This is a genomic window from Candidatus Methylomirabilota bacterium (assembly GCA_027293415.1).
Lineage (GTDB): Bacteria > Methylomirabilota > Methylomirabilia > Methylomirabilales > CSP1-5 > CSP1-5.
The window spans coordinates 1-15,808 of record JAPUFX010000163.1; the positions used below are offsets into that span (position 1 = coordinate 1).

The following is a 15,808-nucleotide window of genomic DNA, read 5'->3' on the forward strand; positions in this document are numbered from 1 at the left end:
CCTTCCCACACATTCTCGATCCCTGCGCAAGTAGTATGGACGCGCGGGGAGGAACTCTCGCCGAGTGCCACCACCGGAATGGGAGTGAAGTTCCTCGAAGTCAACCCCTCTTTAGAGGCTGCCCTGATAGACGCTGTCATCGATCGCCTTCGCGCGGAAGCCTCTCCCTCGCCGGATTCCTCCCAGTCCGAATAACCAAGCGCCAGATGTTGGTGACGGAAAATGATCACGCCCTCCCGCGGCTGTTTCACCCGTCCTTACCCCGGTTCCATCCCTGCTATTCCTAAGGGTCCCAAGCCTCCACTACCGCTACAGAGTATACCAATATTCTTTCGCGTGAGTTACGGTGCGCAGTCGATGGTGGCGGGGGTGGGCCGGGGATAATGATCACCCGGGATAGATTGTCAAATAGAGCCTTGACGTCTTCCGCGATGTTGAAAAAGTCAAATGTCCCCTTTATTAGGACTTCCTAGCGGGATTTTTTGGACTTGGGCGCGGCTTTGATTTTCTTGCTAGAGTTTACTGGAAGAGGATCCCACCCAAAGTGGAACCCGACCTTGTTCAGATACTCCCGGTTGTTGTCACAAAAAGCCACCCACTTTTCATGTCCCAGTGCCCAGTTTTCCCATGCGGAGGCATGCGTGAAATACGGTTCACTCTGACGCGTGGCATCTTTGGGACCCGACATGCAATCTCGAATGTGTCGGCCGGCATCTTCATACTCCTTGGCCATTTGCATTCCAACGCTGTGCCGAATTTCCTCCGTGTACGTGATGGTCTGACCGTACACCGGGATCGGATGGGCTGGGATATCGTTGTCGTATAAGGGCATGATTTTAAGCTCCTGAGATTTACGGAGATACGGCCGATAATGAAAACGCCTTCGCGGCTGTGCTTGACCCGCGAAGGCGACGCAACCCTTGTGCCACCAGTGGCCCGGGGCTCTGGCCACCCCGGTTCTATGCCTGTCCCTCCTGGGGAATGCCTCAGCATCCTTGATAAGGTTAGGCGTGTCAAAAACCTACACAGGCTGGTACAGCCGCCAAAAAATCAAGAGGGGAATGAGAGGAAGGCGGCAGGCACACAGTTTCTCTATGATCATTTCCTCTCTATCTGAACCTTGACACGCGTCCCAGTGCTAACAACATCGTACACAGGCGACAGCTTAGTTAATGCTTTCAGCTCTTCCACATCTTTCAGATCCGTCTTGACTTTGAAATTTACCCGGATTTCCTGATAGCCTGGCCTGACTTCATCAGAGATTGCCAAAAAGCCCCTGAGGTCAAGATCGCCCTCCAACGCCGATTCCACTTCGTCCAACTTTATACCGCGAACTGCGGCATGGTAGACCATGGTGGTAGTCATTCACGTTGCCAGAGCATTCAAAAGGTGCTCTACAGGATTCGGTCCTCGATCTTGTCCCGCCAGGATGGGGGGTTCGTCTGCAACCAGGGCAAATGGTTCGGCATGCGAAATCTCCTGACCGGCACTGTAAAAGCCTGTGATGGTAGTCCGATTGTATCCACCCTCGATCCATTCGTTGTTCGCTCGGAATTTGGACTTGGCAAGGGTAGGTTTCTCATTTACGGCCTTCACCAAACCTACAACCGCATCCACATCCACACCGTTGAGAATTCTTCCCGACATGGCATTGCCTCCCTGTTGTGAGATGAAGATTCCCTCTCCTGAACGGGGCCTGAGTATCCCCCAATGGGGCAGGCGTGTCAAGGTCGCGGAGAGGGTGGCGACGTGTCAATTGTAACGCGGTGACCGCAATTGCCCTCTCGCTATGCCAGCATCTCGTGGATTGTGCTTTCGTACTCAGGAAAATACTGGCTGATGACAGAAAGATTGAAGCGTCTCAAGATGCTGGTGTTGGGTTCTCGTTCGAGAAGGAATTCGAAGGATTTTTCCACCAACGTGGCCGGGGGAACGCGTTTGCCGCTGAGCTTTTCGTAATATGATGGATCGACTGTGACCGAGTGTTTCGTGGTCACGCGGCCTTGCACGGTGACCTCGAAGGTGCTGTCGTCAATTTGCTGAACGTCGATCATCGGTAGCCTCCAACTTCACTCGTGCTACATTCTCCACTACCGCTACAGCGTTATACCAATATTCTTTCGTGTGACGTACGGTGCGCAGTCGATGGTGGCGGGAGTGGGCCGGGGATTATGATCACCCGGGATAGATTGTAAAATAGAGCCTTGACGCCTTCCGCGATTGTGAAAAAGTCAAATGCCCCCTTTATTGCTTTTCCTTTGGGCCGGGCCAATACCCAATTTCCTTAAACTCATATTTCCTTCGCTCCACGTCGGGGCCGCCCAAGGCCAGTGTCCGAATCTCTCCCGTGTATGTGTCCAGGCGATGGACAAAAAAAGCGTCCCTGGGCGAGGCGATCTGATAGCGAGCCGTCGTGCTACGGCTCATCAGGACCAAGGCCACTATCAGGGCAAACACCAAGGCCCCGGCCCACTTTAAGTAACGATGCTCCCGTTCCAGTCGGTTGAGGCGCTCGTCCATCATCCCCTCCTTTTCGTTCAGGGTGCACTCCAGATGACCTTCCCAGCCTGGTCAAAGAAGGCCGGGCCCTACTTGACACCTTCCGCGATTGTGAAAAAGTCAAATGTCCCCTTTGTGGTTCTAAGTATCCTGCGCCGGTGCGGGGGTGTCAAGGCCGCCAAAGGAGGAGGGTAATTCAATAATTGGGGGGCGCTGGAACAATTGTGCCGGAGATGGGCTAGCAGCAATTCCTAGTCCGGTTGCATCCCAACTTATCCCGAAAGGGGCCTAAGTATCCCCCACTGAGATCGGAGGGTGTCAAGCGCATCGAGTGTGTTATTGTGAGACCTGGCTCCACAACTTCCCATTGATCTGAGGTGCACCCATTGGCGAAAAGCCCACGCTCTCACAAGCTAAGCGAGCGACACGCAACGGTACGGTCGGCGCTCAGGCAGGTACTCAGGGAGCGCTCGCTCACGGCTCGTGAGCTCTCGGCGCGTGTCGGGATCGGCGAGAAAGAAGTCTCCGGCCACCTCGAGCACGTAGCGCGTTCGCTCAGGCATAGCGGCGAGCGCTTGCGTGTCGAACCGGCGCAATGCCTCGCCTGCGAATTCGTCTTCAAGCAGCGCACTCGACTGAGCAAGCCGTCCAAGTGTCCCGTGTGCAGGAGTCAGCGCTTGGACCCACCGCGCTTTATCATCCTCACATAGCAAATCGCAAGCCTGACCCCCACTCTTCTACACACCCAAGTGCTCGAAGTTATTTAATCTCCTGTTTAGCTCTTATTCCTCTGCCTGGCGCAGCGTTTCTCGTTGGTCTTGGGACAAGTCGGCGTTCAAGAACATTCCCTCCTTGGGTAGTTCCATATGGAAATTCGACGTATGTTCGACCGCGAGCTTCCCCCGTTGCAGTTGGAGGTCGAGGACGTGCCCGCCTGCCTTGTGGTCCTCGGTGAGAAAGTGCAGGTGGTAGCCCGGCATATTCATGCCTTGGGCGTAGTCGGGAAAGCGAAAGCCCACAAGCGCGCCCGAAACGTCAAAGAACTCGAAGACTGGCTGGGTCTTTGTCACCTCGACTAATGGGGGGTACGGTTTGGTCTGCCGAGGCACACTCCTTGTTTTGACGTATTTGAAAAGGCCATCAAGGCGGATTGCGTAGAAGAAATTCATTATTGGAATCACGGTCTGCAAGTAGTCTTTGAGTTGTTCGTACTCCATCTCGCGGTCGATCACGTAGTGGGCTTCTGGCTCGAAAAACTGCACAACCGCAAATGGCGTCTTCTGTGCGTCGTCCACGGGGTAGGCGACGCCATCCGACTTTACTTGGTAAAAGTTTCCGTTCAAAGCGATCATCTCCCCGTCCAAGGCGTTGAAGGTGCCAAGACCGAAGTCACCATGTTCACGCAACCCCCCATAGGTCATTTCGCCATCGTAAATCCCTTCGAGTAAGGCATTGATCGTTGAGGTCTGAAAGACTTCATGTGCGTGGCGGTGGTCGCTCTCGTGCACCCGGGAGTGCTTGCCGTGGGGATGTTTTCGGTGATGCCGGAGAGCGTGAAGAAACTGAATGAATTTTTCCTCAATGGCCATAAGACTTGCCCCTGTAGCAAATCGCAAGCCTGACCCCATCCCTAATGCTTCTTCTTTCTGGTGACCTTCATCTTGTCCTGCTGTACCTGCTTGCCAGGTGCTCGGGGCAAACGCACTCTCCAAATCTTCTTTCTTGGCTTCTGTAGCTTTCCCACGAGAACTGTACGCCTCTCTCTAACGGGGTGTTGGGCAATAAAATAAATCTGTCCCCGATTTTCAGCTAGTGCCCCTCCAACTCACTCCTCCTAAGCACCCCAGGGTTCCGCCGGGGGCACTGAGGGGTTGTAGGGGAGAGGCTCCCCTACGCCTGGGGGGTGCTCAGCGAGGCGAACGCCGAGTGCCGAAGGGGGGGCCTGCCCCCCTAGCGGAAGTGCCGCACCAGCGCGGAATACTCGTGAGAAATAGTTGGTGCGGCACTAGTTGGTGCGGCACTAGGGATGGTTAGGAAGTCTCTATCAGCAGTGGGACTATCTGACCCGTTTTGACCTGGACAAGCCCGCGCTCCCTGAGCCTCAAGGCCGGAATCGCGGTGAAGGTAAGGGCCTGGAGGGTGAGGAGGGGATCCTGAAGCAGTGAGCCCAGGTCTTTGAGCACCCGCTTTATTCGATCGAGCTTCTCGGCCAAGTTCGGGACCGGCTCTTCGCTAATGATCCCCCCGATCGGCATGGGGAGCTCCTCTACGACCTCCCCATCGACTACTACGACAAAGCCGCCGCCGATCTCTACCAATCGGTTCAGAACTCGTGCGATATCTGCATCCCGGGCCCCGACGGCCACTAGATTGCTCACGTCGTAGGAAAGGCTCGAGGCAACCGCCCCTTGCCGCAGGCCAAATCCTTTGACGAACCCGACCGTCCTCTGCCCAAGACCTCTCCGGTCAAAGACGGCAGCCTTCAGAACATCCGCTTGAGGCTCCATGATCACCTCTCCCCCCTCGACCGGCAGTGACAGTGTGAGTTCCCGTGTCAGAATGGGTCCCGCAATGCCTAGAACCCTCACCTGGGTCCACCCACCTAAGCGGTCCGCAGGGACTTTGAGATCCCCCGGCGTGAGAGGGTGCGGCAACGTAGGCGCGGGGAGAACCCGCCGGATTTGAGAATTCCCCTTGACCCTTACGAGACATCTTCCGTCCTGCGCCACCACGCTACCCTTACTAATTACCACCTCGGGTTCCATCCGCGTAAGATCCGGAACTACCAAGAGGTTGGCATACTTGCCCGGACCAAGGCCCCCCACCAGGTGGTCGAGACCGAAGTGCTCGGCACAGGAGAGGCTGGCCGCCCGGACTGCCGCAACGCGATCGAGACCAAGCTCGATGGCACGGCGGACCGCATGGTCCATGACGCCCCGGCGCAAGAGATCATCGGGCCAGACAGTATCGGTTACCAGGATCAGACGCCGGAGATCCACCCCGGACGAGACCACTTCCTTCAGGACGCCCAGGTCCTGCCGCACCGAACCCTCCCGAACCATTGTATGTACCCCCAGGCGAAGCCGGTCGATCACGTCCTCTGGTGTGATTGACTCGTGGCAGGAGCCGATTCCGAGGCCCATGTACTGCTGGAGCTTCCACCCGCGGGCCCCGGCGGCGTGCCCCTCCACCTGCTTTCGCAGACGACGGGCCTTTTCGATCAGGGCCATGAGGTCGGGCGGGGCCTGCAGTGCGAGATGCCAGTAGACCTCCCCGAGCCCCAGCACGAGAGGGTGCTCCAGCAGGTCTGCCACTTCGTCAGATGAAATGGCCGACCGGCCATCCCCCCGGTCAGAGCAGAGAAGGGAGATAGAAGGAGCGGTGGTGTAAACCAGAATCGGGAGGTCCTCCAGACCCGCCAGGAAGGTCCGGAAGGCTGCGGCCCCTCCTACATTTGCCACGTGGACTAACTCTGTAATGACAGTGGTGAGTCCCCTTGGCACGGCCTCATACAGGAACTCATGCAGGCTTTGGATGTTATCTAGGTGGGTGTGTCCATCAATCAGACCCGGGGTGAGATACTTACCTGCCGCCTCGACAATTTTGGTCTCGGGACCAATAAGATGGCTGAGGTCGAGGCCTAAAGCGACAATCCGCTCCCCGCGAATCGCCACGCCCCAGCCCTCAAGCAGTTCCCCCGTATAGACATTAAGAAGGGTTCCGCCCCGAACTACCAGGTCTGCCGGGTCAGTTGCTCCCGAATTCTTACGAGGTGCCTGTTCCAGCCCCAGCCCTCCCCCTCAGAAAAAAAAGACCCCGGGACCCGCAACGCAATCCTCCAGGTCCCGGGTGGTCGGTCCGTTAGTTAAGCATGCCGATCAGGCGGTGCAGTTCTCGGCGAGCCCCCTGGTGATCGGGTTCGATTTTTAATGCCTTCCGAACCTCGGCAATGGCCTCGTGGGTCTTCCCCATCTTGGCATATACACGGCTCAGGTTGATGTGGGGATAGTGTCGGGGTTCGTATCGTTTGGCTTCCATGGCCTTCGTGAGCCAGGGGATGGCTTCGTCGTATTCCCCCTTTTCCATAAGATAGACCGCGATGTCGTTATAGGGATTGCCAAAATTGGGGTCGACTTGGATGGCAATCTCGCACTCTTGAATGGCTTTATCGATCTTTCCCTGAAAGCTATACGCCCATCCCAGAAAGGTGTGGGCCTCTGCAGTGGGATAGAGCTCGATAGAGCGCCGGTAGTGCTCGACGGCCGCATCGAGATCACCGTTCATTTGATGTCGATAACCCTCCTGAAAGAAGAATTCCGCCTGCTCGAGACGGGCAGGATCCTCCATCTCCTCTTTCCCCTTTCCGGACCCAATAGCGTCCTTATCACGGTCAGGTACCACAGAATTTTGAAAGAGTCAAGATAGGGGGGATATCTTACGTCTGCTCCGCGACCGAGATACGCTCAAGAACCGGGGGGTGCGTATACAGGAAAAGGACGGCCCAGCCGGGGGGAGTGATATCGGCCAGGTTGGATCGCGCCAAATCTACTTCTACTTTAACGTACGCGTCGCGATTTTCCGAAAGCTCGAGCGCCGCAAGATCCGCTTGGCGTTCGAACCCTCGAGAGATGGCATTCTGGAGTGGAAGGGTCACAAGGCTCAGAGCGAAAAGGGTCAATAAGAGCAGAGGGAGCCCCGCGGGATCGGCCGAATGCGTGAGGAGACCCCGGGTGGTCCCCCACTGGAGGACCAGTGCGGCGATAACGAAACCTAGGAAAAACGCGAGGACGGAAAGACCTACCCCCTTCCAAATGTGGTGATACATCCGGTGGCCGATCTCGTGGGCCAAGACTACCTCAACCTCATCAGCAGAGGCTCGCTTCACGAGCGTATCATAGAGAACAATACGCTTAGTCCGGCCGAAGCCGGTAACATAGGCATTCGCCTTTACCGTTCTTCGGCTGGCATCCGTCTCTAGCACCTGCTCCACGGGGATTCCCGCACGCTCTGCCAGTCTCAGGACTCGGGCCTTCAGGTCGGCATCCTTGAGTGGGGTGAAGGTGTGAAAGAGAGGATCGATCAGTACCGGGGCCAGGAAGGTGAGGAGGAGGATCATGATCCCGAGAATCCCGGCGCCCGCGACGAACCAGCGGTGGGGGTCCCGACGGATAAGAACATAGAGCAGGTTCACCGCCGGCAAGAGTAGAATCACCTGCAGGATCAGTCCCTTCCCCCAGTCCTTGAACCACCCATCGAGCCCCTGGGTCGAGAGGCCATAGGCGTGCTCCCGAAAGTACCCTCCGTAGAGATCTATCGGGAGGAGAAGAAGCCGATAGAGCAGCAACAGGCATGCAGCATAGAAGGTCAACGCGAGCCATGGCCGATAGCCGGCCCAGGTCGCGCTGAAGTCCCGCAGGGTTCGTGAGGCAGGTGTGAAGACGAATAGAAGAAAGAAACCAAGAGTAATTGCGCTGCGGGCGGCGAAGAGAAGGTACCGCCCTCCCATGTAGCTTTTGCCCCGCGCGATCTCCTCCGGGGTAAAGTAACGGAGCGCGATCTCCTTGACCGAGGCACCGGTGTTACTGAGGCTCACTCCTGCTACCAGGAGACTCAAGCAGAATATCCCGATCACGGTGGAACGCATTGTCGAAGCTCCAAAGGGGCTTCTAACCCCCAGCGATCAACTTCTTGAAAGCTGCTTCATCCAAGATGGGGATGCCCAGCCGTCGAGCGTCATCGTACTTGGAGCCGGGGTCTGTGCCGACAACGACGTAGTTGGTCTTCTTGCTCACCGATGAGGTGACCCGGCCACCGAGGCGGGTTATGGTGGCCTTGGCCTCGTCGCGGCTCATGGCCGGAAGTACACCCGTCAGCACAAACGTCTTGCCAGCTAGGATCTTTTTCACCCCCGGGGCCGTCACCTCTGTCATCCTGACGCCGACTGCCTGCAAGCGCTCGATGACCCGCCGGTTCTCCTTCTGGGCGAAAAACTCAGCGGCGGTTGCTGCGATGCGAGGGCCAATACCGTAGATGCCGGCGATATCCTCCTCCGTCGCCCCGACCAGCTTGTCCATGCTGCCGTAATGCTGTGCCAACAACGAGGCAACGTTTTCACCGATGTACCGAATCCCAAGGGCAAAAATTAGACGGGAGAGCCCCCGGCTTTTGCTTCCCTGGATGGCCTCGTACAGGTTTGTCGCCGATTTATTGGCCAGGCGCTCGAGGGACGCTAATGTCTCTAGCTCTATGTGGTACAGATCGGCGAAGTCCTTGACCAATCCGCGGTCCACCAATTGATCAACGACCTTTTCGCCGAGATGTTCGATGTCCATGGCCCGACGCGACCCATAATGGAGCAGCCGCCCCTTAAGCTGTGCCGGACAGGCCGCATTGCTGCAGCGCCAGACCACTTCTCCCTCAGGCCGGTAGGCATGTCCTCTACAGACCGGGCAACGCGGAGGCATCCGGAAACGGGGACGCGACTTGTGGTCTGTCTCGGGAACAACATGCACCACGTGCGGGATTACATCGCCTGCCCGTTTGATCAGGACCAAGTCCCCTTCACGTACATCGAGGCGCGCGATCTCGTCAGCATTATGGAGCGTGGTCCGGCTGATGGTGGCACCGGCGATCTCGACCGGATCCACCTCGGCTGACGGCGTGAGGGCTCCTGTCCGACCGACATTAATCAGGATCCGCCTGATCCGTGTCTGGGCCTCTTGCGATCTGAACTTGAAGGCAATGGCCCAGCGGGGGTGATGCGTGGTGAAACTCAGTGTCATTCTTTGATCTAGGTTGTTCACCTTCAGGACCACGCCGTCCGTTTCATAGCCGATCTCGTTCCGCCTTGCCTCCATCTCGCGGTGATAAGCAATGGCCGCGTCCAGGTCCCCACAGAGCCTCACCTCGCGACTCACGGGGAGCCCTGACTCGCGGAACGCCTCGAGAATCTCCCAGTGGGTCGCGAACGAAGCTGGCGGGGTGGCAGTCCCAAGCTGGTACAGGGTGATGTCAAGAGGCCGCTTCGCCGTAATCCCACTATCCTTCTGCCGTAGGGACCCCGCAGCCGCGTTTCGCGGGTTCGCAAACGGGGACTCTCCTGCCTCTTCCAGATAGCGGTTCAGTTTCTGAAATGCCGCCTTCCACATGAAGACCTCACCGCGGACTTCGAGGAGCTCATACTGGGCGAGCGGTCCCCGCAGGACGGAGGGCAGATTTCGAATCGTTCGCAAGTTGTGTATCACGTCCTCGCCGACCCTTCCATCCCCTCGAGTGGCCCCGCGCACAAATTTTCCCTTCTCGTAGACCAGTGCGACACCGAGGCCATCGATTTTGGGCTCGCACACGTAATCGAAGGTCGTACCGGGCAAAATTCGGTGCATGCGGGCTTCGAACTCTCGAACGTCCTCTTCGGTGGCGGCGTTGTCCAGCGAGAGCATCGGACTGCTGTGCTCGACGGGGGCAAAGCCCTCGGCCACTACGGCTACTCCCCCGCTGACGAGCAAAGTCGCGGAATCGGGGACGATATACTGTGGATGCTGCTTTTCTAACAGCTTGAGTTCATTGAACAGGCGGTCGTATTCGGCGTCAGAAATCTCGGGCCGGGCGAGCACATAATAGAGGTAAATGTGATGGCGGATGAGCTGCCGAAGCTCCTCAACCCTCGCCTTTGCCTTTTTCGAATCCTTCATGCCCCCACCCTACGTATCACAACCACGCCTCCCTTCCCGACTATTACCAGAGTCCCACGGCCTATGCAACGCCCCCGCCGTTCCGCTCGCTCCTTCGGCCCAACTCAGCATAATTCTTGCACGGGCTGCTGTAGGCCTGTTTTGCCTGGGCAGCTCTTCCGGTACCCATATTGTGTGAAGGGGGACTTCTTTTCATGACCGTAACACACACGCAATCGCTCCGATGGATGTACTTCTTATATGGCATCTTGGTCATCGGGGTGACCGTTTTTCTCTTGTACGGGAGGCCCCCGATAACGGACAAAAACATCACGTGGGCTGAGATTTTCTTCCTGGCGCCTGGCATCATGCTCTATCTGCCGATACTACTGCTCTCCGGTGGAGTCCACTGGAGCATCCTCCCGTTTTGGGCCCGTATGCCATTTTGGGGGACATTAAACGTTCTCGGGTACCTCGCGATTCCCGTTGTCACTCAGAGGATCTTCAGGTCGTGGCGAGAATGGAAAAAGTCGGGGAAGCAGGGGAGTTTTTGGCTCGAGCTGCTTCGGCGACCATCAGTGCTCGTAGTGGTTGGCGTAAGCTGTATGTTGCTGGGCCTAAATGGAATTCTCCAAATCTGGCGGGAACAGACGGACCAACGGATTTCGCGAATGCGGTGTTGGGTCCGTTGGCGGCAATCGGTTTCTGGTTCCTTGCGTACTACCTCTATCGGCACGGCGCGGTGATCCGGCTTACTGATAAGGGGCTCCCCGCCTGGACCCGGTGGGCCGTACCACTCGCGGCGCTAACCGGTGCGGTAATCGGTGGAAGACTCGCCTATGGGGAGGTGAGGATAGTCGGCTGGAGTACTACCTCTGCGGGAGCATTGGCGGTTGCTGTTACAGGCATCACAGTACTTATGGTACTGATTGCCTTCCGCCTCGTCCAAAGACAACTGAAATGAATACCTCAGGGAACCCTAAAATATTCAGACCTTTGCATAGCTTGGGTGGGGGTGCGCCTGGTGAGGTTGTTAAAATCCCTTGACATTTGCGACAGCCGGAGGTAAATTATAGTGGCCTTTTAAGCGAACCCGGCGAGGTTCGTAAGGGAGCAGTGATGAAGATTCCAGTGAAGGGTACGACACGCGACCTCCTCACCCGAGGGTGAGGAGGTTTTTTTATGCCTCCCGAGGTAGCCATGAAAGTCAGCGAAAAGTCACAAATCATGGATGCAGCAGCGATCCAGCGGGTCCTCACGCGGGTCGCCCACGAGGTCATCGAGAAAAACAAGGGGACGGCCGATCTGGTCCTCATCGGCCTCCGGAGCCGAGGAGTGGATCTCGCGCGCCGCCTGTCCCAGCGTTTGAAGGATATCGACGGGGCACATGTCCCTGTCGGAGCCCTGGACATCACCCTCTATCGGGATGACCTGGGCAGGGCGCCCCCCCATCCAACCGTGAGGAAGACCGAGATCCCCTTCTCCATCCAAAACAAGAAGGTGATCTTGGTGGATGATGTCCTTTACACCGGTCGGACGACCCGGGCGGCCATGGACGGCCTCATGGATCTGGGACGTCCCCGGGTGATCCAGCTTGCGGTACTCGTGGATCGAGGGCATCGGGAGCTGCCGATCCGGGCCGATTACGTGGGAAAGAACGTCCCCACTGCCAAGACGGAGCAGGTCCAGGTGATGCTCCAAGAGGAGGACGGAGTGGACCGCGTGGTGATCATGGAATCCACGACCGACGACCGATGACCGACAATTCGTTCATGGTTCATGGTAAAGCCAGATTCCTGACGTGTAATCCGTCAGCCATAAGCTCTGAACTGTGAACCCTGAACCCTGAACTCATCAAATGGTGATCGGTGAACGGAGAGTAAGATGGCCTTGAAGCGAAAGGATCTGCTAACGATCCGAGAGCTGGAGTCGGATGAGATCCATCTGATCCTGGACACCGCTGACTCGATGAAAGAGATCGCCTCTCGAGAGATCAAGAAGGTTCCCACGCTCCGCGGGAAGACCCTGATCAACCTCTTTTACGAGCCGAGCACCCGCACGCGGACCTCGTTCGAGATCGCCGGCAAGTGGCTCAGTGCCGATGTCATCAACATTTCCACAACCGTTTCTTCGGTGACCAAGGGCGAGTCCCTCCTCGATACTGGGAAAACCCTTCAGGCTATGCGACCGGATGTGGTGGTGATCCGCCACCCGGTCCCGGGGGCGCCCAAGATCCTGGCCGATCGCCTCCAAGCCTCGATCATAAACGCCGGGGACGGGGCCCACGAGCATCCTACTCAGGCCCTCCTCGACCTGCTCACCATCCGAGAGCGTCTGGGACGTTTAAAAGGCCTCACGGTCGCCATCGTGGGAGATATCAGCCACAGCCGGGTCGCGCGATCCGGGATCCAGGCTATGCGCAAGGTAGGAATGGATGTTCGCGTGGCAGGCCCGCCCACGCTACTGCCCCGACACCCCGAGGAGCTCGGCGCCCAGGTCACCACCGACGTGGAAGCTGCCATCGCGGATGCCGACGTGATCATGATGTTGCGAATCCAGAGGGAGCGGCAGGGGCCCACCCTCCTCCCCTCCCTCCGCGAGTATAGCCGGCTCTTCGGTCTCACCGTCGACCGTGTGAAAAGGGCGAGGGAGGGAGTCCTGATCATGCACCCAGGGCCTCTCAATCGGGGTGTCGAGATCGCCCCGGAGGTTGCCGATGGTCCCTACAGCCTCATCCTCGATCAGGTCACGAACGGGGTGGCCATCCGCATGGCGTTGCTGTATCTCCTCATGGGCGGACACGCGGCCACCAACTAAGGCGTTGACCGATGTCCGACGACCGACTACCGAAGAAGAACACGTTTTCGGGTCTCTTAAGGTCACCGGACATGGACACTCGGTCATCGGTAGTGGCAAGCATCGCTTTACGGTCATCGGTCAACGGTTTACGGTGAACGGCTAGTGGAGTATGAGATGCGACTCTTAATTACAGGTGGGCGAGTGATTGATCCGGCCAACGGGGTCGACGACACCCTCGATGTCCTGGTCGAAGAGGGGCAAATCCTTCAAGTAGGCAAGGTTCAGGGTTCAGGTTCGGGGAAGAACAAAAAGCCGGAGACCCGAGTTATCGATGCGACCGGCAAGATCGTGGTGCCGGGTCTTATTGATATGCACGTGCATCTCAGGGAACCGGGACGAGAAGATGAGGAGACCATCGCCTCAGGGACCGCTGCCGCGGCACGGGGAGGGTTCACCTCTATCTGTTGCATGCCGAATACCGATCCGGTGAACGACACTGCATCGGTCACCGAGTACATCCTAGAGCAGGCCAAGAAGGTGGGACGCGTGAATGTCTTCCCCATCGGATGCATCTCGAGGGGCCACCACGGCGAACAGCTGGCGGATATCGGGGACCTTGCGGCCGCGGGGTGCGTCGGGCTCTCCGATGACGGTAAGCCGGTGACAAATGCCGAACTCATGCGGCGGGCGATGGAGTACGCCACCATGTTCGACATCATGGTGATCCCCCACTGTGAAGATCTCACACTCTCCGAAGGGGGGGTAATGCACGAGGGGCGCGTGAGTACCAAATTGGGGCTCAAGGGAATCCCCTCTGCCGCGGAGGCAGTGATGGTGGGGCGAGACATCCTGTTGAGTGAGTACACAGGGGCCCGCCTCCACGTCTGTCATGTAAGCACGACGGAGTCAATCCGTCTGATCCGGGAGGCGAGGGCCCGGGGTGCTCACGTGAGCGGCGAGGCGACACCTCACCACTTGATCCTCACCGACGAAGTGGTCCGGGATTTTCACACCAATACCAAGATGAATCCCCCCCTCCGCTCGGCCGAGGATGTCACGGCGCTCCGGGAGGCGCTCATCGATGGGACCATCGAGGTCATCGCCACCGATCATGCCCCCCATGCCAGCTTCGAGAAGGAGATGGAATATGATTACGCCCCCTTCGGCATCATTGGGCTCGAGACCGCTCTCGGCCTCATCCTCACCGAGTTCTATCACACCCGTCTCCTCACCCTCCCCATGATTGTAGAGCGCTTCACGACCAACCCGGCCCGTATTCTACAGCTCAAGCACAAGGGAACGCTGGTGCCAGGCGCGGATGCAGATATCACCATCCTCGATCCGGATCAGGAATGGATCGTTGAGGAGAATGACTGGCAATCGAAGAGTAAGAACTCCCCCTTCATCGGATGGAAGCTCAAGGGGAAGGCCATGATGACCATCGTGGCCGGTCAGGTGGTTTGGGAGACGTCATGAAGTCCGCGATCCTGGCCTTGGCAGACGGAACCGTCTTTGAGGGGCGTGCCTTCGGTGGCGAAGGCGAATGCGTCGGCGAGGTAGTCTTCAATACAGCCATGACCGGCTATCAAGAGATCCTCACCGATCCCTCGTACAAGGGGCAGATCGTCTGCATGACTTACCCCCTCATCGGTAATTACGGGATCAATCCCGAGGACATCGAGTCCCAACGCCCCTTTCTGGAAGGCTTTATCGTGAAGGAAGGCTCCCCCTATCCGAGCAATTGGCGAAAGTCCAAGACACTCGAAGCGTATCTCCAGGAATGTGGCATCGTGGGGATCCAGGGGATTGATACGCGCGCCCTCACCAAGCACATCCGAGACCGGGGCGCGATGGAAGGCGTCATCTCCACGGCCGACTCGAGTCCGCAGAGCCTTGTCGAGAAGGCCCGGTCGTCTCCGGGTCTCATCGGCCGTGATCTGGTGAAGGAAGTGACGTGCAGCGAGTCCTTCCGATGGCGGCAGGGGGAGTGGCGATGGGGACACGGTTACAGCGATGACCGCGTACCGACGACCGACGACCGGGAGCATAAGCGCGCGCAGTTAGATCTGTTCGGTGAACGGACATCGGACTTCGGCGAGCTCAGTCGAGCCGTTGTCGGTCAACGGTTCCAGGTGGTAGCCATCGACTGTGGGATTAAGTACAACATCCTTCGGCAGCTGGTGAGTACCGGTTGCGATGTGGTGGTTGTCCCGGCCACGACCACCGCCAACGAGATTCTGGCCTTGGATCCGGACGGCATCTTCATCAGCAATGGGCCTGGGGACCCTGAGGGAGTTATGCACCTGGTCGAGACCACCCGGCAGCTCCTTGGGAAAAGACCGATTTTCGGGATCTGTCTCGGACACCAGATTCTAGGCCTCGCCCTGGGTGGCCGTACATATAAACTCAAATTTGGCCATCACGGGGCCAACCACCCGGTCAAGGAGCTTCACACCGGGAAGGTTGAGGTCACGACTCAAAACCACGGGTTTGCCGTCGACATCGACTCAATCCCGGGCGGGGAGGTGGAACTGACTCACGTGAATTTGAATGATGGGACCGTCGAAGGGATGCGGCACATTCGCCTACCCGTCTTTTCGGTTCAGTACCATCCCGAGGCCTCGCCGGGCCCGCACGACTCGCGCTACCTCTTTGACCGTTTTGTGGCTTTGATGGAGCGAAACCGGTGTACGCGCGAGCCGGTGGAGCTTCTCCACGTCGAGGGCACCCGGATCCGCCAGCGAGGAGGCATCGCCATCTAACCAGCTGTCAGCTATCGGCTGTCGGCTTCCGATTGTTCGGGCTGACTGCTGATTGCTGGCTGCTAACGGCAGTTACGA

General features: G+C 57.9%; 17 protein-coding genes. 6 read left to right on the forward strand and 11 right to left on the reverse strand.

Annotated features, from left to right (window positions below):
• On the forward strand, positions 1 to 195 hold a 195-nt coding region (locus O6929_11305; protein ID MCZ6480974.1), incomplete at its 5' end, for a PilZ domain-containing protein.
• Between the two features lie 274 nt (positions 196 to 469).
• Here the strand turns inward: O6929_11305 and O6929_11310 are convergent.
• From O6929_11310 to ligA, 11 genes are all read right to left on the reverse strand, one after another.
• A complete protein-coding gene (locus tag O6929_11310) occupies positions 470 to 832 on the reverse strand; it encodes a hypothetical protein (GenBank protein ID MCZ6480975.1) in 363 nt (120 codons plus the stop codon).
• A 266-nt stretch (positions 833 to 1,098) separates the two neighbouring features.
• Entirely contained in the window at positions 1,099 to 1,353 is a 255-nt protein-coding gene (locus O6929_11315; GenBank protein ID MCZ6480976.1) for a hypothetical protein, read from the reverse strand.
• Between the two features lie 12 nt (positions 1,354 to 1,365).
• Positions 1,366 to 1,647 carry a hypothetical protein gene (locus O6929_11320; GenBank protein ID MCZ6480977.1) on the reverse strand — a complete coding sequence of 94 codons (282 nt, stop codon included), beginning with the start codon at positions 1,645 to 1,647 and terminating at the stop codon, positions 1,366 to 1,368.
• 140 nt (positions 1,648 to 1,787) lie between these two features.
• A complete protein-coding gene (locus O6929_11325) occupies positions 1,788 to 2,054 on the reverse strand; it encodes a hypothetical protein (GenBank protein ID MCZ6480978.1) in 267 nt (88 codons plus the stop codon).
• Positions 2,055 to 2,244: 190 nt separating this feature from the next.
• A complete protein-coding gene (locus O6929_11330) occupies positions 2,245 to 2,520 on the reverse strand; it encodes a hypothetical protein (GenBank protein MCZ6480979.1) in 276 nt (91 codons plus the stop codon).
• 392 nt (positions 2,521 to 2,912) lie between these two features.
• Complete coding sequence (locus tag O6929_11335) at positions 2,913 to 3,062, reverse strand: hypothetical protein (protein ID MCZ6480980.1); 150 nt, start codon at positions 3,060 to 3,062, stop codon at positions 2,913 to 2,915.
• Positions 3,063 to 3,281: 219 nt separating this feature from the next.
• Positions 3,282 to 4,088 (reverse strand): acetolactate decarboxylase, encoded by an 807-nt coding sequence (gene budA / locus O6929_11340; protein MCZ6480981.1) that lies wholly within the window; start codon positions 4,086 to 4,088, stop codon positions 3,282 to 3,284.
• A 441-nt stretch (positions 4,089 to 4,529) separates the two neighbouring features.
• Complete coding sequence (locus tag O6929_11345) at positions 4,530 to 6,173, reverse strand: amidohydrolase family protein (protein MCZ6480982.1); 1,644 nt, start codon at positions 6,171 to 6,173, stop codon at positions 4,530 to 4,532.
• A gap of 187 nt (positions 6,174 to 6,360) precedes the next feature.
• The gene (locus O6929_11350) at positions 6,361 to 6,846 is read right to left on the reverse strand and encodes a tetratricopeptide repeat protein (GenBank protein ID MCZ6480983.1); all 486 of its coding nucleotides are present in this window, start codon (positions 6,844 to 6,846) and stop codon (positions 6,361 to 6,363) included.
• Positions 6,847 to 6,934: 88 nt separating this feature from the next.
• The gene (locus tag O6929_11355) at positions 6,935 to 8,143 is read right to left on the reverse strand and encodes a M48 family metallopeptidase (GenBank protein ID MCZ6480984.1); all 1,209 of its coding nucleotides are present in this window, start codon (positions 8,141 to 8,143) and stop codon (positions 6,935 to 6,937) included.
• A 22-nt stretch (positions 8,144 to 8,165) separates the two neighbouring features.
• The gene (ligA, locus tag O6929_11360) at positions 8,166 to 10,190 is read right to left on the reverse strand and encodes an NAD-dependent DNA ligase LigA (GenBank protein ID MCZ6480985.1); all 2,025 of its coding nucleotides are present in this window, start codon (positions 10,188 to 10,190) and stop codon (positions 8,166 to 8,168) included.
• 490 nt (positions 10,191 to 10,680) lie between these two features.
• On the opposite strand from ligA, the gene O6929_11365 reads away from it, so the two are divergent.
• The 5 genes from O6929_11365 (at position 10,681) to carA (ending at position 15,730) form a co-directional block, all read left to right on the forward strand.
• Complete coding sequence (locus tag O6929_11365; GenBank protein ID MCZ6480986.1) at positions 10,681 to 11,133, forward strand: hypothetical protein; 453 nt, start codon at positions 10,681 to 10,683, stop codon at positions 11,131 to 11,133.
• 236 nt (positions 11,134 to 11,369) lie between these two features.
• Positions 11,370 to 11,927 carry a bifunctional pyr operon transcriptional regulator/uracil phosphoribosyltransferase PyrR gene (gene pyrR / locus O6929_11370; GenBank protein MCZ6480987.1) on the forward strand — a complete coding sequence of 186 codons (558 nt, stop codon included), beginning with the start codon at positions 11,370 to 11,372 and terminating at the stop codon, positions 11,925 to 11,927.
• Between the two features lie 126 nt (positions 11,928 to 12,053).
• Complete coding sequence (locus tag O6929_11375) at positions 12,054 to 12,986, forward strand: aspartate carbamoyltransferase catalytic subunit (GenBank protein MCZ6480988.1); 933 nt, start codon at positions 12,054 to 12,056, stop codon at positions 12,984 to 12,986.
• A 156-nt stretch (positions 12,987 to 13,142) separates the two neighbouring features.
• Positions 13,143 to 14,444, forward strand: coding sequence for a dihydroorotase (locus tag O6929_11380; GenBank protein MCZ6480989.1), 1,302 nt, complete (start codon positions 13,143 to 13,145; stop codon positions 14,442 to 14,444).
• Entirely contained in the window at positions 14,441 to 15,730 is a 1,290-nt protein-coding gene (carA, locus tag O6929_11385) for a glutamine-hydrolyzing carbamoyl-phosphate synthase small subunit (protein ID MCZ6480990.1), read from the forward strand. The genes O6929_11380 and carA overlap by 4 nt, the downstream gene beginning before the upstream one ends.
• Positions 15,731 to 15,808: the final 78 nt, after the last annotated feature.